Origin of the sequence: Synechococcus sp. R70.1 (assembly GCF_047461675.1) — a bacterium.
Lineage (GTDB): Bacteria > Cyanobacteriota > Cyanobacteriia > Thermostichales > Thermostichaceae > Thermostichus.
Window position 1 is genome coordinate 1 of sequence record NZ_JANSHR010000021.1, and the last position, 16,571, is coordinate 16,571.

At 60.6% G+C, this 16,571-nt stretch carries 16 protein-coding genes; 9 read left to right on the forward strand and 7 right to left on the reverse strand.

What is annotated here, in order from left to right; translation table 11 throughout:
• Window positions 1–115 precede the first annotated feature (115 nt).
• Together trmFO and NW807_RS02370 are read right to left on the reverse strand one after the other, a co-directional pair.
• A complete protein-coding gene (gene trmFO / locus NW807_RS02365; protein WP_414396104.1) occupies window positions 116–1,471 on the reverse strand; it encodes an FADH(2)-oxidizing methylenetetrahydrofolate--tRNA-(uracil(54)-C(5))-methyltransferase TrmFO in 1,356 nt (451 codons plus the stop codon).
• Between the two features lie 55 nt (window positions 1,472–1,526).
• The gene (locus NW807_RS02370) at window positions 1,527–2,705 is read right to left on the reverse strand and encodes a TRC40/GET3/ArsA family transport-energizing ATPase (protein WP_414425193.1); all 1,179 of its coding nucleotides are present in this window, start codon (window positions 2,703–2,705) and stop codon (window positions 1,527–1,529) included.
• Window positions 2,706–2,866: 161 nt separating this feature from the next.
• Here NW807_RS02370 and psbQ point away from each other — a divergent pair, with 161 nt between their 5' ends.
• A complete protein-coding gene (gene psbQ / locus NW807_RS02375; protein ID WP_414425194.1) occupies window positions 2,867–3,265 on the forward strand; it encodes a photosystem II protein PsbQ in 399 nt (132 codons plus the stop codon).
• Between the two features lie 16 nt (window positions 3,266–3,281).
• Here psbQ and coaD read toward each other — a convergent pair whose 3' ends face one another.
• Together coaD and cutA are read right to left on the reverse strand one after the other, a co-directional pair.
• Window positions 3,282–3,761 (reverse strand): pantetheine-phosphate adenylyltransferase, encoded by a 480-nt coding sequence (coaD, locus tag NW807_RS02380; RefSeq protein WP_414390724.1) that lies wholly within the window; start codon window positions 3,759–3,761, stop codon window positions 3,282–3,284.
• A gap of 22 nt (window positions 3,762–3,783) precedes the next feature.
• Window positions 3,784–4,119, reverse strand: a complete 336-nt coding sequence (cutA, locus tag NW807_RS02385; protein WP_414425195.1) for a divalent-cation tolerance protein CutA — start codon at window positions 4,117–4,119, stop codon at window positions 3,784–3,786.
• Window positions 4,120–4,292: 173 nt separating this feature from the next.
• Here cutA and NW807_RS02390 point away from each other — a divergent pair, with 173 nt between their 5' ends.
• Together NW807_RS02390 and groL are read left to right on the forward strand one after the other, a co-directional pair.
• Window positions 4,293–4,622: a 30S ribosomal protein PSRP-3 gene (locus tag NW807_RS02390; RefSeq protein WP_414396119.1), complete on the forward strand. Its 330-nt coding sequence runs from the start codon at window positions 4,293–4,295 to the stop codon at window positions 4,620–4,622.
• 214 nt (window positions 4,623–4,836) lie between these two features.
• Window positions 4,837–6,459: a chaperonin GroEL gene (gene groL / locus NW807_RS02395; protein WP_414425196.1), complete on the forward strand. Its 1,623-nt coding sequence runs from the start codon at window positions 4,837–4,839 to the stop codon at window positions 6,457–6,459.
• 31 nt (window positions 6,460–6,490) lie between these two features.
• On the opposite strand, the gene lysS is transcribed toward groL, so the two are convergent.
• Both lysS and hmpF read right to left on the reverse strand, forming a co-directional pair.
• Window positions 6,491–8,029, reverse strand: a complete 1,539-nt coding sequence (gene lysS / locus NW807_RS02400) for a lysine--tRNA ligase (RefSeq protein WP_414396097.1) — start codon at window positions 8,027–8,029, stop codon at window positions 6,491–6,493.
• A gap of 97 nt (window positions 8,030–8,126) precedes the next feature.
• Window positions 8,127–9,857 carry a pilus motility taxis protein HmpF gene (gene hmpF, locus NW807_RS02405; protein ID WP_414425197.1) on the reverse strand — a complete coding sequence of 577 codons (1,731 nt, stop codon included), beginning with the start codon at window positions 9,855–9,857 and terminating at the stop codon, window positions 8,127–8,129.
• A gap of 228 nt (window positions 9,858–10,085) precedes the next feature.
• Here hmpF and trpC point away from each other — a divergent pair, with 228 nt between their 5' ends.
• The 6 genes from trpC (at window position 10,086) to NW807_RS02435 (ending at window position 15,870) form a co-directional block, all read left to right on the forward strand.
• A complete protein-coding gene (trpC, locus tag NW807_RS02410; RefSeq protein WP_414396094.1) occupies window positions 10,086–11,003 on the forward strand; it encodes an indole-3-glycerol phosphate synthase TrpC in 918 nt (305 codons plus the stop codon).
• Between the two features lie 40 nt (window positions 11,004–11,043).
• Window positions 11,044–11,283, forward strand: coding sequence for a DUF5340 domain-containing protein (locus NW807_RS02415; protein WP_414396092.1), 240 nt, complete (start codon window positions 11,044–11,046; stop codon window positions 11,281–11,283).
• A gap of 58 nt (window positions 11,284–11,341) precedes the next feature.
• Window positions 11,342–11,536, forward strand: a complete 195-nt coding sequence (locus NW807_RS02420; protein WP_414425198.1) for a heavy-metal-associated domain-containing protein — start codon at window positions 11,342–11,344, stop codon at window positions 11,534–11,536.
• A gap of 90 nt (window positions 11,537–11,626) precedes the next feature.
• Entirely contained in the window at window positions 11,627–13,942 is a 2,316-nt protein-coding gene (locus tag NW807_RS02425; RefSeq protein WP_414425199.1) for a heavy metal translocating P-type ATPase, read from the forward strand.
• Between the two features lie 195 nt (window positions 13,943–14,137).
• On the forward strand, window positions 14,138–15,166 hold the full coding sequence (locus NW807_RS02430; protein WP_414425200.1) for a sirohydrochlorin chelatase: 1,029 nt from the start codon (window positions 14,138–14,140) through the stop codon (window positions 15,164–15,166).
• A 74-nt stretch (window positions 15,167–15,240) separates the two neighbouring features.
• Complete coding sequence (locus NW807_RS02435; protein WP_414405209.1) at window positions 15,241–15,870, forward strand: hypothetical protein; 630 nt, start codon at window positions 15,241–15,243, stop codon at window positions 15,868–15,870.
• A 22-nt stretch (window positions 15,871–15,892) separates the two neighbouring features.
• Here NW807_RS02435 and NW807_RS02440 read toward each other — a convergent pair whose 3' ends face one another.
• Entirely contained in the window at window positions 15,893–16,510 is a 618-nt protein-coding gene (locus NW807_RS02440; RefSeq protein WP_414405208.1) for a PAP/fibrillin family protein, read from the reverse strand.
• Window positions 16,511–16,571: the final 61 nt, after the last annotated feature.

Below are 16,571 nucleotides of genomic sequence, written 5' to 3' on the forward strand. Positions count from 1 at the left end.
CGTGGAACCAAGAACGAGAATCCCCGGCCTACGGCCCGCTGTCGCGAATGCCCTTTAGGGCGGGGAGTATGTCAATCCAGGCTAGCCAGCCGTTTGCGCTTGGAGGGTAAGGAACTCAGGCAGTTTGCACCTGGCGCACCAGCCCCGTTGCCGCCAAAGCAGCCAAGGCGCGATCCCGGTAACGACCATAGCGCTCTTGTTTGCTGCGAACCTTTTGCCCCTCCAGCTCCGGCAAGAGGCCAAAATTGGCTGGCATGGGCTGGAAGTACTTGGGATCGGCGCTGCTGATGAACTGAAACAGGGATCCCATCATCGTCTCCGGCGGCAACGTGATCAAAGGCAGCCCCAGAGCCAGGCGGGCGGCGTTCTGTCCGGCCAGCCACCCCCCCGCCACGGCGCAGGCGTAGCCTTCAGTGCCCACCAACTGGCCGGCAGCCAACAGGGTCGGACGGCGGCGAAATTGCAACGTAGGCAGCAAAAGCTGCGGCGAGTTCAAAAAGGTGTTGCGGTGCATCACGCCAAAGCGGACAAACTCCGCTGCTTCCAGGCCGGGGATGAGGCGAAAGACCCGCTGCTGTTCTCCCCACTTCAAATTGGTCTGAAAGCCCACCAGGTTCCACAGCTTGCCTGCTCTGTCCTCCTGGCGTAGCTGCACCACCGCATAGGGCCGGGATCCCGTGCGGGGATCCACCAGCCCCACCGGCTTCAAGGGCCCAAAGCGGAGGGTGTCTTTGCCGCGGCGGGCCATTTCTTCAATGGGCAGGCAGCCCTCGAAAAACTTGCGCTCCTCTTTTTCAAAATCCTTAAGGGGCACCTGTTCTGCCTCCACCAGCGCCTGCCAGAAGCGCTCGTACTCCGCCTCTGTCATAGGGCAGTTGAGGTAGGCCGCCTCTCCTCTGTCGTAGCGAGAAGCCTGAAACACCACTGTGCGGTTGAGGGAATCCCCGGTAACAATGGGGCTGGAAGCGTCAAAAAAGCTCAGGTATTCCAGGCCGGTGAAGGCTTGCAGCGCCTTGGCTAGGGGCTTGCTGGTCAGGGGGCCGGTGCAGAGGACAGCTATCCCTTCTGGGATCTCGGTCACCTCCTCCCGGCGCAGGGTGATGAGAGGATGGTTGGCAATGGCTTCTGTTAGGGCCTGGCTAAAGCGAGCCCGATCCACAGCTAGGGCCCCCCCTGCCGGCACAGCGTGGCGATCCGCGGTGGCGATCACCAGAGATCCCAGTTGGCGCAGCTCTTCCTTAAGCAGCCCTGCCGCTCGATCGCTGGCTATGGCCCCGAAGGAATTGCTGCACACCAGCTCTCCCAGTAGATCCGTATGGTGGGCCGGGCTTTGCCGCACAGGGCGCATCTCCGAGAGGATAACAGGCACCCCCAGTTGGGCGATTTGCCAGGCGGCTTCTGTCCCTGCCAGCCCCCCGCCCACCACATGGATGGGGGCCACGGTTGGCGATGGATGCGCGGGATGGTGCATCACAGCCTCCAGAGAAAACGCTCAGCCAGTTAGGTACTCCCCGCTAGCAGCTCCCTCAGGCGGCAAAGTGAATGCGCAGGTAGTCCTCTTCCATTTTGGCTCGTGCCGGCTTCATGGCCGCTAGAGCCTGGGGCAACACCAGGTTGCGGCGGTGGTTGCCAATGCGGATGTTGAGCTCGTCGCCAGTTTTGCTCAGCTCCACCTGCTCTTTGGGGATCCCGGGCAAGTAGAGGTCTAGGCGGTACTGGCCGTTGTCGGTAACCACCTGCATTGTCTGCTCAGCGTAGAACACCTCCGCCGGGTTGCGGTCTCCCCAGAGATCCTTTTTCAGGCGGGCCAGGGCGTCCCACCCCACCAGCTCCTCGGGGTAAAGCGGGATCTCCACCACCGGTAGAGGAGCAAAGTCCTCGTGGATCTGCTGGCGATACTTCTGCTGGGCAGCCTTCCAGGTGGCAAAGTAGGGATCCACCACCCCTTCTGGCAAAATGCGGTTGGCGATCACCAAATCGGTGGCGACGCCGTAGAGGCTAAGGTAGGCATGCGCCCGCAGGGACTCCTTGATCACCATTTTTTCGGGGTTGGTGACCAGGCGCACTGAGGTGATGCGGTTGTCGGTAAGGATGCGCTCTAGCCGCTCGATCTTCTGGTAGAACTCGTAGGGGGCATCTAGCACCTGGTCATCTGGCAGGGGGATCCCGGTTAGCCCTTTAACAATCGGCTCGGCAATAGGGCGCAGCACCCGCGCCAGCCCCTGTAAAGGTTTGTAGAACTTGCGCATGTACCAGCCGGAAACATCGGGCAAGCTGAGGAGGCGCAAAGCCGTGCCAGTAGGGGCTGAGTCGATGATGAGCACATCGAACTTGCCTTCGTCGTAGTGGCGGTTGACCCGCACCAGGGCAAAGATCTCGTCCATCCCCGGCAGCACCGCCAGCTCCTGCGCCTGCACGCCGTCCAGCCCGCGGGCCTGCAACACCTGCGTGATGTAGGCCTTGACGGATCCCCAGTTCAGTTCCAGCTCCTGCAGGGCATCCAGCTCCGCTCCCCAGAGGTTGGGTTTGACCTCCACCGGCTCGTGGCCCAAGGGCTGGTCGAAACTGTCGGCCAGGGAGTGGGCCGGATCGGTGCTCAGCACCAGGGTTTTTAGGCCAAGCTCGGCACAACGCCAGCCGGTCGCCGCTGCCATCGAGGTCTTGCCGACCCCTCCCTTGCCAGTCATGAGGATGATGCGTTGCATGGGAGCGCCGTTTACATTCTTTTACAGTTCTAGGCTAACCGATTTGCTCTTTTCTCCTCCGAGCAGCCAAGGGCTGGAGGGCAGTCAACAGGTACACTATATGGTTGCTGGGAAAGTAATGGCCAAGAGTCAAGCCGGTGAAGACAGGTGAGAGGTGGAGGATGATGCGTCGCTGGCGCAGTTTGCTGCTACTTGCCATCCTAACGTTGGGCCTGTGGCTGGGATCCCTTCCTGTCCAGGCGGCTGCCGCCTTGCCCCGAGAGCTACAGCAGCTAGAGCAACACGTAGAGCGGCTGCAGAGCCTGGTGGACGCTGAGGATTGGCTGGAGATCCGCTCCTACATTCACGGGCCGATGGGCCTGACCCGCAAGACCCTAACCAGCCTGGCAAACACCTTGCCCCAGCAGCAAAAGCGGGAGATGCTGCGCTTGGTCAAGGAAATGGGCCGCAGCTTGGAAGAACTGGACTTTGCCGCCAAAGCCTACGACCAACCAGAGGTGGAAGCTGCCCAGGCCAAGGTGAGAAAGACGTTGCAAGAGCTCAAGGCCCTGTTTTCGTAGTTGGGGACAGAGCGGATCAAGTTAAGGGGAAACGCTCCCGCAGATCTTGAGCCACCGGCGGGGGTACCAGGTGGTCAATGGGGCCGCCTAGCTTGGCCACTTCCTTAACTAAGCTGCTACTGACAAAGCTGTGCTCGCTAGCAGTAGCAAGGAAAAGGGTTTCCAATTCAGGAGCCAGGAGCTTGTTGGTGTGGGCCATCTGCAGCTCGACATCAAAGTCAGATAGCACCCGCAAGCCGCGCACAATGACTTTTGCCCCTCGCTGACGGGCGTAGGCCACCGTCAGGCCGGAAAAGGTGTCGACCTCAACGTTTTTTAGGTGGGCAACAGAGAGGAGGATCTGGGCTTGCCGCTGCTCAGGAGTAAACAGAGGCGTTTTGTTGGGGTTTTTCAGGACTGCAACGATGACTTTGGAAAACAGACGGCTGGCCCGCTCGATGATGTCGAGGTGCCCAAAGGTGATGGGGTCGAAGCTGCCGGGGTAGAGGGCAATCATGCTAGAGAGGGTACCGCTCTTCTTAGCCTACCTGCTCTCGGGCCCACGCCAGATAGGTAGCGCTTACCTGAGCAGCCGGCAGAGCCAGGATCTCCGGCTCCTGGTAGGGGTGGAGCTCCCGCAGCCGCTGTTCCAGGCGGGGATAAGCCCTGCTGGGCAACTTAAGCAGCAGCAAGTATTCTTTCTCTGTCCGCAGGGATCCCTGCCAGCGGTAGTAGGAGGTCATCGGGGGCAGCACCTGGGCACAGGCCACGTAGCGCTCGGCCACTAAGGTGTGGGCCAGGCGATGGGCGTCGGCTTCGGAGCCCACGGTGGTCATGACCACGGAGAGGGTTTCTAGGGCGGTCTTGTCGTCCATTAAAGCTGGCTGTAGGCATTCCTCTCCCCCATCCTACCCTTCAGGCTCCGCAAGAAAAAGGGCAGAGCTAGGCCAGCTCCTCAATAGCCCCACCCAGCCGGGAGGGAGCACCGCCTTCTACCTGAGGGCGGGTAGTTTACAATAGAACTCTGCCCGGCTCAGGTCGGGCTTGTATCTTGTCGTTATCTAGGGAGAAACAAGCCTTGCCGAAATTTGCCCTAAAAGCTTTGTGGCTGCAAAACGATTTGGCCATTGCAGTGGATCAAGTAGTGGCCAAAAACCGCAGTCCTCTCACCCGCTACTTCTTCTGGCCCCGAGATGATGCTTGGGAACAGCTTAAGGCTGAACTGGAAAGCAAAAGCTGGATTAGTGAAGAAGATCGCATCAACTTGCTCAACCAAGCCACTGAGCTCATCAACTACTGGCAAAATGGTGGGCGCGACCGCCCCATTAGCGAAGCCCAAGCCCAGTTTCCTGACATCCTCATCAGCGACAGTTCGTGAGTGTTCCCTGCTTCCGCCTGCTATCTCTGCATCCAGGCCATCTTGCTGAGGCTGCCGCCTTTGGGCTAGATTAGCACTCGAGGTTCCAGAGTGCTAACTCTTGACCTAGCCAAGGGAAGGGATCGCTGTCGACCTCGCAGGATCCCGCTCTGCCCGGTAGCACTTAGAACAAGTGGCCTAGTTGCTAGTTGAGATAGCGAGGATCAGGGATTCTATGGCAAAGCAGATTTTGTTTAAGGAAGAGGCCCGCAAGGCTCTAGAAGAGGGCATCAATCAAGTAGCAAACGCAGTCAAGGTTACGATTGGCCCTAAGGGGCGCAATGTGGTTCTAGAGAAGAAATTTGGCGCTCCTCAGATTGTTAACGACGGAGTAACAATTGCTAAAGAAATTGAGTTGGCCAATCCCTTGAAAAATGCCGGTGCCCAGTTGATGCGGGAGGTGGCCAGCAAAACCAACGACGCGGCCGGGGATGGCACCAGTACAGCCACCATCCTGGCCCAGAGCATGATCCAGGAGGGGCTAAAGCACGTTGCGGCAGGAGCTAACCCTGTAGCCCTGCGGCGCGGCATTGAAAAGACCACCGCCTACCTGGTGGAGAAAATTGCCGCCCAGGCCAAACGGGTGGAGGATCGCAAGACCATCACCGAGGTGGCCACTATCTCTGCCGGTAACGACAGCGAGGTAGGCGAGATGATCGCCAAGGCCATGGATGCGGTGGGGCGAGAGGGGGTGATCACGGTCGAAGAGTCCAAGTCGATGGAAACCCAGTTGGAAGTAGTGGAGGGAATGCAGTTTGACCGCGGCTACATCTCTCCCTACTTCATCACCGATACCGAGCGGATGGTAGCGGAATACGAAAACGCCTATCTGCTCATCACGAGCAACAAGCTCTCCAACGTGCAGGAGCTGGTGCCTCTGCTGGAGCGGCTGGCCCGGGAGGGGCGGCCCTTACTGGTGATTGCCGAAGATGTGGAGGGAGAAGCCCTGGCTACCCTAGTGGTCAACAAGCTGCGGGGAGTGTTGAGTGCGGTGGCGGTGAAGGCTCCCTCCTTTGGGGAGCGGCGCAAGGCCATGCTGGAGGACATTGCCATCCTCACCGGGGGCCGGCTCATCTCGGAGGAAATTGGCGTCAAGATGGAGAATGTCACTCTGGACATGCTGGGGTCGGCCCGCAAGATCACGGTTACCCGCGACAAGACCACCATTGTTACCGATGGCAGTACTAAGGCGGCCGTAGAAAAGCGGGTAGCTCAGCTCCGCAAGCAGCTGGAGACCACCGATTCTGAGTACGACCGCGAGAAGTTGCAGGAGCGAATTGCCAAGCTGGTTGGCGGAGTGGCGGTCATCAAGGTGGGAGCTGCCACCGAGACCGAGCTCAAAGACCGCAAGCTGCGCATTGAAGATGCTCTCAACGCCACGCGAGCAGCCGTGGAGGAAGGGATCGTCCCTGGCGGGGGGGTGACACTGCTCCACCTTTCCAAGGGGATCCCAGACTTTAAGGCCAAGTTGAATGCCGAAGAGCAGGTGGGGGCAGACATCGTCTACCAGGCCGTGCGGGCGCCGCTCTATCAGATTGCCCACAACGCTGGGCTGGAGGGATCAATAGTGGTGGAAAAGGTTCTGGAGCAAGAGATGCCCTACGGCCTCGACGCCCTGACCGCCGAGTATGTGGACATGTTTGCCCGCGGGATTGTAGACCCGGCCAAGGTGGTGCGCTTGGCCCTGCAAAATGCGGCTTCCATTGCCGCCATGTACCTCACCACGGAGGCCGTGGTCGTCGAGAAGCCGGAGCCCAAGCCGGCCAAAGGCCGCCCGAGTAAGCCGGGAATGATGTAATGATGTAAAGCCCTTCTGCAAGCCTAGGCCCCTATTCGGGGGCTTTTTCTTGGGCGGAGCTTTCGGGCCGCAGCAGGGGAAAGGCAATGACATCCCGAATGCTGGGAGCATCGCAGAGCAGCATCGCCAGGCGGTCAATGCCTAGGCCAAGACCGCCCGTGGGAGGAAGGCCATATTCCAGAGCCGTGAGGAAGTCTTCGTCAAGAAAGTGGGCTTCTTCCTTGCCAGCTGCCTTTAGGGCTGCCTGGGCCTCCAGCCGCCGCCGCTGATCCACCGGATCGGTGAGCTCCGAGTAGGCGTTGGCGGTCTCCCGCCCAACAATGAACAGCTCAAAGCGCTCGGCTAGCCCCGCCTTGCTGCGGTGAGGCTTGGTGAGCGGACATACCTCCAGGGGATAGTCCAGGACAAAGGTGGGTTGGCGTAGGCGGCTTTCACAGCAGTGCTCAAAGGCCTTGACCAGCAACTGGCCAGGAGAGTCCTGGGGTGAGAGATTGGGGATCCCTTGCGCGGCCAAGGCGGGCAAGAGCTCCTCAGAGCACTCTTTTTCTACATCGATGAAGATGCCAGTGGCCTCTTCCACCAGCTCTTGCATCGTCACCCGTCGCCAGGGGGGGGTGAGGTCGATGGCTTCCCCTTGGTAGGTAAGCTGCAGGGATCCCCGCACAGCCAGGGCGGCGTTGCACACCAAGGTTTCGGTGAGCTCCATCATCGTGTGATAGTCAGCAAAGGCTTGGTAGGCCTCCAGGGAGGTAAATTCCGGGTTGTGGCGGGTGGAGATCCCCTCATTGCGAAAGACCCGCCCAATTTCGTAAACCCGCTCGATCCCGCCTACCACCAGCCGCTTCAGGTGCAGCTCGGTGGCAATACGGAGGTAGAGATCTAGATTCAGGGCGTTGTGGTGGGTTACAAAAGGCCGCGCCTCTGCCCCCCCGGGGATGACCTGCAACACCGGCGTTTCAATTTCCACAAAGCCTCGCTCTTCCAGGGTCTGCCGCAGGGAGCGGATGATCTTGGCGCGGTCGAGCAGGGTCTGTTTGACCTCGGGGTTGACGATGAGATCGACGTAGCGCTGGCGGTAGCGTTTTTCCACATCCCGCAGGCCGTGCCACTTGTCAGGCAGAGGCAGCAGGGCCTTGGTCAGGATCTGGTATTCGTCCACCCACACCGACAGCTCCCCTTTTTCGGTGCGCTTGAGGCAGCCCCTGGCCCCCAGCCAGTCGCCCACGTCGATGAGCTTGTCTAGGTTCTTGAAAGCCACCTCCCCCATGCGCTCTGTTAGCCGCTGCTTCTCCAGGTAAAGCTGGATGGTGCCAGAGCGATCTTGCAGAGTCAAGAAAGCGAGTTTACCCATCACTCGCCGCGCCCGGATTCGCCCAGCCACGGCCACCTGGACATCCTCCCGCTCCCCGCCAGGCTCCAGGTCAGCAAATTGCGCCTGCAACTCGGCAGCTAGGTGGGTAACGGGAAAAGAATAGGCATAGGGCAGGATCCCTTGCTCCTGCAGGTGGCGGACCTTTTCTAGGCGGGCAGCCCGTTGAGCGGCTTCGCTGCTAGTGGAAGGGGTGGACATAAGTAAAAACTGCTGAAACCAACAAGCGAGGAAGAGGATCCCGGCTTTGCCCCCGCGCTCCCTAGAAGGAGCTTAGGCTCTAGGACAGGCTTAAGGCTTATCCCTGGGCAAGGCCAGCCAAGAGGGCCTGCACCTGCTGGAGGTGAGCCCAGGCGCTGGAGCTCCCTTCTTGGTATCGACTCAGCTCCGCCTCCAACTGCCCCAGATACCCTGCCCACTCTGCCCAGCGCTCCTGCTCAGCAGCAAGCGCAGCTTGCAGTTGGTTGAGGCGCCCCCAGGTTTCGGCCATTGCCCGGGCCCGGGCCCGCAGGGCCTCCTCCTCTTGCTCTAGGTGTTGCCACGCCTGCTCCAGGTCCTGCTGTTGGCGGGCCAGTTGCTCCTGTTGAGCTGAGAGAGAAGCTTCCAGTTGGTGGACAAGCGTTTGCAGGCGGTCTTTTTCCTGGAGCAGCTCCTGCTTTTGCTCGGCCATCTGTCCCAGGAGGGGGCCAATATCCACTCGAACCGGAGCGGCAGCCTGATTCTGTAGCTGCTTGAGGCGAGCCTCGTGGCGGGCTAGTTCCTCGTACTCCCGCTGCAGGTTTTTCTCTTGGGGCAGCAGAGCTTCTTCTAGGGCGCTACAGGCAGCCTGGGCGTAGTCGATCTCCATTTCGAGGTCAAACCGTTCCTCGGGAGAGGCGGTGGCCAGCCGCGCTTGTAACCCCTGTAAGGTTTGCCGGTTCTGCTCCAGCTCAGCCCGCTGCTGGCTAACCTGGGCCGCCCGCTGCTCGTAGTCTCGGCGCATTTGGCTAACCAAAGCCGCCAGCTCCTCCACTGAGACTGCCACCTCCTCCCCTCCGTTGCGGCTACCGTCAACGATGAAGTCGTACTCCTGAACCAAACGGTAGGCTTTTTGCTGGAGGCTCTCCTGAGAGTGCAACTGCTGGAGGATCCTCTGCAGTTGCTCTTGGTAAAGCTGCAGGGATCGCCGCTGAACCTGCCAGCTAGCCTGGCTTTGCTCGAGGGCATGGCGGGATCCCCACCAGGCAGCGCGGCGCTCTCGCCAGGCTTGGTAGTCCCGCTCCAGCCCCTCCTGGCAAAGTTGGGCTTGCTGTCGCTCCTGCTCCAGTTGGGCCATCTGGTGGTGGAAGTGCTCCTGCTGCTGCTGAACCTGGCTTTTCAAGCTTTGCAGAAGATCCAGGGGCGCCGTAGGGAAACTTAAATGTTCCTGAACCTCTTGCAACAAAGCCCGGAGCTGGGCTGCTTCAGCTTCCCTGAGGCGGCTGGAGCGAGCTTCCAGTTCCTGCCGCTGTCGGTTGAGAGCTTCTCGCTGCTCTCCAATCAGGCGCTGTTGCTCAGCCAGATAGGCTTGCTGGTTGGTCAGCTCCTCTTTGAGACTCTCCAGAAGTTTGCGCTCCTCCTCGACTGCTTTGTATTGCTCGTACAGCCGCTGCACCTCCTCTTCCAGCCGCTGCACCTCCTCTTCTTGGGCAGCCAGCTCCATCTCGCGGCGGGTGAGCTCTTGGGCCTGAAAGGTGAGGGACTTGCGCCAATTCTCGATCTCTTCCTCTTGGCTGCGGACTTTTTGCTGAAGTTGGCTGAAACTTTGCAGGTAGGTTACCACTTGGCGAGCAGCTTCGCTGATGCGAGTTACCTGACGGTTGCCAGAGACCTCTGCTAGCACCAGCGCCCCATCCTTGAAGCGCCCGGCTTCTTGAGCAATGCGGCCATCCAGGGTGATGGATTCTTCGTTGACGGCCACCCAGGTGTTGTCCTGCTGTTGCTTAGCTAGTAGTTGCAGAGACGACTTGGCAAATCCAAGTGGCTTGGAGAGCTCTGCTAGGTACAGCACGCCTAACCCCCTCAAACGTGGACCGCAATAACCTCAATCCTGCTTTAGGGCCGCCGCTCGACTTGCAGGTTAACCCGCCATCTCGGTTGCTGATCCCAACCTCAACGATAGGGTAAAAAAAACGCCTTTGCCAGAGGCTGCTTGGGGAAACCTGGAGTAGCTATTCAAACTGGCCGCTTAGCCCTAGAGTGATCTAGGGTGAGGTGAAAGGTTCTGGTCAGGGGCGATATGGAGCTGCAGAGTGAACCGCTTGCTATTCGTCGGCGTTCCCCTGCCCCAGCGGTGGTGGTCGCCTCGCAGGTCTACCAGATAGCAGCGCCCGAGGCTGAGCCGCGCCACATTTTGGAAGCCATTGTCTGGCACAAAGAGCAGGAGGTGGAGCGCCAGCGGGAGCAGCTTCCCCTCAAGGAATTGCAACGGCAACTGGAGCAGGCTCCCCCCGTGCGGGATTTCGTGGCCGCTCTCACCCAATCCCCCCACCCCGTCTCTCTCATCGCTGAGGTGAAAAGGGCCTCTCCTAGCCGCGGCATCCTCCGGGATCCCTTTGACCCAGTGGCCATTGCCCGCAGCTATGAAGCAGGGGGGGCCAGTTGCCTATCGGTGCTTACAGATGAGCGGTTTTTTCAGGGCAGCGGCGAGTACCTGCGCCAGATCCGCCAGGCAGTAGGGATCCCCATCCTCTGCAAGGAGTTCATCCTCTACCCCTACCAAATCCTCTGGGCCCGCAGCCTAGGAGCGGATGCGGTGCTGCTGATTGCCGCCATTCTCTCGGATGCCGACTTGGGCTACTTCCTCAAGCTCGTTCAGCGGTTGGGCATGGCGGCTTTGCTGGAGGTGCATACCGCTCAGGAGCTGGAGCGAGTCTTAGCCTTGCCGCAACTGCAACAGGCCAAGGGGCGGGTGTTGATTGGCATCAACAATCGCGACTTGAGAACCTTTACAGTCGACTTAAGGACGACACGCAACCTCCTAGCCGCCTACCGGGATCGCCTGGGAGATCTGCCGGTGGTCAGCGAGTCTGGCATCCACACCTTCGCCGATCTGCAGCAGTTGCAGGCCTGGGGGGTGCGCGCCGTGCTGGTGGGGGAAGCGCTGGTCACGCAGCCAGATCCTGGCCAAGGGGTGCGCTCCCTGTTGTCCCCGTAAACTTTTCGCCAGCCACCAAGATGGATCCCCTTCTAGATCGATGAAACGGATTCCGGTGCCAGCCCACATCCACTATGAGTTTCTGCTGCGGGTTTTGGAGCGGCAGACGTTTCCGGCAGTCGAGGAACAGGATTTTGGCAACCGCGGCCGCACGCAGGAGCTGATCACTTCTTTGCGCAAGGCCCTCACCCAACAGTTGCAACTGGAAGAAGAGTGGCGCCAGCGGGGCTACCAAGTGGACTACCGCTGGAACCTGGACGATCCCCCTCCTTCCCCTTGACCTTCTAGCCTCCTGCAAGGTTTAGCATCGAGCTATGGAGGTGTAGAGGCTTTTCAGGATGCAGGTTGTTTTGACGGTGCCCAAGCTGGCCTGCTCGGCTTGTGTGGAGACCATTGCCCAGGCGGTGCGGCAACGGGATCCCCAGGCCCAAGTGGAAGCGGATCCCAAGACTAAGCAGGTGCGGATTGTTTCTGCGCAGACGGACACGGACTGGCGGCAGGTGCTTGCCCAAGTGGGCTATCCGCCGGCGTAGCGACGTCGGCAGGACAGAGCTCCCGGCTGGGGTTTTCCTCATTGTTGGGAGGAAGGAGGCTTTGGCGTTGCTTTTACTCGGAGGGCAGCCATGTCTGATTCTGGTATCCCCAACCCCTCTGCCCCATCTGCTGCCGGCACTTGGCGCTTGGCCATCCAAGGGATGAGCTGTGCCTCCTGCGCTGTCAGCATTGAACGGGCGCTGGGCCAGGTGCCAGGGGTGACGGCGCAAACGGTGAACTTTGCCAGCGAACAGGCGATTGTTCAAGGGGATCCCCGGCTGGTGAGCCCCCAAGCCCTAATCCGGGCAGTGGAGCAGGCGGGGTATCGGGCCCACCTCCTCCAAGACGATTGGCAACTGCTGGAGCCGACGGATCTCGAGCGGATTGCCCAACGGGCGGCAGAACGGGAGTGGAAGCTGAAGGCGGCAATAGGAGCAGGCATCAGCACGGCGCTGCTAGTGGGATCGTTGCCGATGATGCTGGGGAGGGAGATCCCCGGCTTGCCCCTGCAGGATCCGTGGCTGCAGTTGCTGCTGACAATACCGGTGCAGTTTTGGGTGGGCCAGCCGTTTTATCGCGGGGCCTGGGCGGCTTGGCGGCGGCGAACGGCCGATATGAACACCCTGGTGGCCTTGGGAACCAGTGCCGCCTTCTTCCATTCCCTTTTTGCCACCCTCTTTCCCGACTTCTTCCACCGGCAAGGGCTGCGCCCCGAGGTGTACTACGAAGTAGCGGCCGTGGTCGTCACGCTGGTGCTGGTGGGCAAGTGGATGGAGCAGCGGGCCAAAGCCCAAACCTCCGAGGCCATCCACAAGCTGATGGGGCTGCAGCCCAAAACCGCAAGGGTAATTCGCCAGGGGGTGGAACAGGAGATCCCAATTGGGGAGGTGCAAGTAGGAGATTGCATCCGCGTGCGCCCCGGCGAGAAGGTGCCGGTGGACGGTGTAATCCTGGAAGGCTCCTCGGCGATAGATGAGTCGATGGTAACCGGGGAAAGCCTGCCTGTCGTCAAATCGGTGGGGGATGAGGTTATCGCGGCCACTCTCAACCAGACAGGCAGCTTTGTCATGAAGGCCCAGCGGGTAGGCAAAGATACGCTTTTGGCCCAGATCGTGCGCCTGGTGCAGGAAGCTCAGGGATCCAAAGCTCCCATTCAGCAGGTGGCAGATCGAGTGACCTCGTGGTTTGTGCCGGCGGTCATTGGAGTGGCGGCGGTAACGTTTGGGCTCTGGTGGGGGCTGGCGGGCAAGCCAACGTTGGCTTTGGTCAATGCCGTTGGGGTGCTGGTCATTGCCTGCCCTTGTGCCTTGGGTTTGGCCACCCCCACCTCGATCCAGGTGGCCATAGGGCGAGGAGCAGAGCTGGGGATCCTGGTGAAGCGGCCTGAGAGCTTGGAGGTTTTGGCCCATCGCCTCGCCACCGTGGTCTTGGACAAAACCGGCACTCTCACCGCTGGCCGTCCCGCTGTTACCGATATCTGGACTCCAGCCTCCTCTCCCCTAGGGCTGTTGCGTCTAGCGGCTGCGGCAGAACAGTACTCAGAACATCCGCTAGCCCGGGCAGTGGTGCAAAAAGCCGAAGCAGAAGGGATCGCGCTCCCGCCAGCCCAGAACTTCCAGGCAAGAGTAGGCGAGGGGATAGAAGCCTGGGTAGAGGGACAGCCGGTGCGTGTTGGTCGGCTGAGCTGGCTGCAGGCGATGGGGATCCCTTGCCATCCCGCCAGCAAGGAGCGGGCTCAAGCTTGGGAGAACGAGGGCAAAACGGTCATTGGCGTGGCTCGAGGGGAGAGTTTTCTGGGACTGCTGGCCATTGCCGATCCGCTAAAGCCCACTTCCGCTGAAGCTGTGCAGCAGCTGCACCAGATGGGGCTGGAGGTGGTTATGCTGACTGGCGACAACCCCACCACTGCCCAAGCCATTGCCCGGCAGGTCGGGATCCGGCGAGTCATTGCCCAAGTCCGTCCTGAGCAGAAGGCAGCCTTGATTCGCCAGCTTAGGCGGCCTCAGGGGCGGGTGGTGATGGTGGGAGACGGCCTTAACGATGCGCCGGCCCTGGCTGAGGCCGATGTGGGGATCGCCATGGGGACGGGCACGGACGTGGCCATGGCCACCGCCGACATTACCCTGGTATCGGGCGATTTGCGGGGTGTGGCTGCCGCCATCCAACTTAGCCGGGCTACCCTTGCCAACATTCGCCAAAACCTCTTCTTTGCCTTTATCTACAACGTCCTGGGGATCCCCATTGCTGCCGGGGCGCTCTATCCCTTCACCGGCTGGCTGCTCAACCCCATGTTGGCGGGGGCAGCCATGGCCTTCAGCTCTGTCTCGGTGGTGGCCAATGCCCTGCGCCTGCGGCACTTTCAGCCCTCACCCCCAGCCCCTCTTGCTCGGAGAGAAGGAAGTTAGGGATCAGGACAAGGGTTTGGAATTATCTCCCTGGAGGCGGCAATCCCCCTGGGGGGCCTTGGTGAACAACTAGCGGCAGGCTAGCCTAAAAGGCCCAGGCAGGCTGGGGAAAGTGGGGCGCCAATCCGCTCCCTCAGCGAAAACACCCACCTGCTTTTTCCTGGACCTTTGCAATTCCCAAGGAACGGAGTTTTCGTGTTGAGTACCCTCAGTTTTTCTCCTTCCCCTACCGTTGGGCAGTCCCCTTCTGCGTCCTTGCCCTTGTTGCTCATCGGCCACGGATCCCGTGACCCGGAGGGACAGCAAGCCTTCCTGGAGCTGGCCCAGACCTACCAAGCTCTTACCCCCCATCGGCCGGTGATCCCTTGCTTTCTGGAGCTGGCCCAGCCGACCATTGCCCAAGGGGTGGAACACTGCTTGGCCCAGGGGTGGCAGGAGATCGTGGCTCTGCCGCTATTGCTGTTTGGGGCGCGCCACAACAAGTTCGACGTGACCACAGAGCTGGATCGCCTCCAGGCCCTCCACCCGCAGTTGCGCGTCCACTACGGCGCGCCGCTGGGGATCCGCGTTGAGATCTTGCAAATGCTGCGGGAGCGAATGGCCACTTTGCTGGCCGCCCAGCCGCAGCGGATCCCGGAAGCGGAGACGGTGCTGCTCTTTGTCGGCCGCGGCTCCAGCGATCCCGAAGCCAACGCCGAAGCCTGTAAGCTGGCTCGACTGCTCTGGGAAGGGTCGGGGTTTGCGGCCGTGGAGACTTGCTTTATCGGCATTACCCATCCGCGCCTGCCCGTGGGGTTGCAGCGAGCCCTCTCTTGGCAGCCGCGCCGGGTTCTCGTGTTGCCCTATTTTCTCTTTACAGGGGTACTGGTGAAAAGAATCGAGGCAGCAGTGCAGGAGCAGCGGCGCTGCCACCCCGAGATTGACTGGCTGATGCTGCCAGAATTGGGCATAGTGGATACGGTGCTGCACACCCTGCAGCAACTGGAGCAGGAGGCTCTCCAGGGCCAAACTCCAGGGAACTGCCACCTCTGCAAGTTTCGCCTGGCGGTGAGCGCAGAGCTGGGAGCAGGACATTTCCATCCTCATCCCCACGACCATGACCATCACTCCCATGGGCACGGTCCTCACCACCATCACTCTGAACACCACCATGCCCCCGCAGGGGCAGCGGATCCCTGGGCCTCCTTGGAGAGCTATCACCAACGAGCTTGGCAGGTGCCCTAGCAAGAGCGACGAGATAAACTGGGGGGTGGCAGGCGTTGTATGAGTCCCTCAGGGCTAGTGTCTTGGCCTACCCGATGACGAAGCTGGTCCGCTCCTTTTGGATCTCCGGTGCTGCTGCTGCAGGGAGCGGGCTCCTCGTCTTCGCCGGGGTGGTGGCTCTGCTGGATCAGATCCTGCCGACTCTGCCCAAGATTTCCCTCTCCTTGGCTGGGATCCCTGGCCTAGTGGCTGGGCTGGGGGCTGCCTATGGGGTTTGGTGGCTGGCCCGGCTGGCGTTGCAGTCGACCTCTTGGGGCAGCTTCCGAGAAGCGCTGCTAGAAGCTCTATCTCCGTTTGATCCTGCCGATCACGGCGGCCAGCCGCGACTACGACCCAAGCCTAGCCCAGAGCAAGCGCTGCGCCAGCTGCAATCCCAAGTTGCTGCCCTGGAGGCAGAATTGGAACGCCAAGGGATCCAACTACAGCAGGCAAAAGCAGAGCAAGCCCAGCTCCAGCAGCGGCAGCAGCAACTCGAGCGCCTTCTGCAATGCACCAAATGGGAAAACCAAAAGCTGCACTCTCAACAAGAGGAATGGGCCCGGCAACTGGAACAGTCCCAAGAGAAGTTGCAGGCGTTGCAAGCGTCCTACCGGGCCCTGGAGACCCTCTGTGAGATCAGCTTCGCTCTCATCGAGAAAACGCGAGGTGAAGACCCCCGGCTTTAGCCGTGGGGTAGTGCGTCTCCAGCTAGCTACTGCCTTCGCCCACCCGCCTGAGCACGAAGAGACTCCCTTGGCTGCCACGGCCAATCCGCAGATCCTCGTCCAAATAGGTGATATCCAGCCAGCCCGTTGGCTTGCGACAACCCAGGTCAATCTTGATAGCCGGGATCCGGTCGGGATCCCGTTCGAGCAGATAGAGAAAACTCTCGATCTCGTAGCTCATCAACGCCTGGAGTCCCACAAGCAGCCGCTCGAACAGCACCTTGACCCGCCGTTCCGATGCCGGATAGAAGCGGGCTGCCACCGCCAAGATCCCCCGCGGCAGCCAGCCGGATCCCTGGATTTCGGCCACGTTAAAGACTTGGCTCTTTTGGGCTCGAATGCACTGATAGATCTCGCCGGTGGTCAAAAGGGGCAAAGGGGCCAGACGCAACAAAGCGGCGCTAGTGGTGAACAGGTTCAGCCAAGTCCCCTCCAACCGTTCAGGAGCTGCTAGGGGGTTAGGGGTAGGGTTGAGGACTTCTAGGGCGGCAATGTGAGCCAGAATCTGGTTTTTTTGGCTAGGGGAAACCCTGCGGCCCCGGTCGGTCGTCTCCAAAAGCTGCAACAGCGCCGACTTTTTTTCAGCTAAGGTTTCAGGCATGGGACCACACCGGCAGGACGACCCTATTCTAGGAGCAAGCAGCTAGGCGGAAAACCCAGGG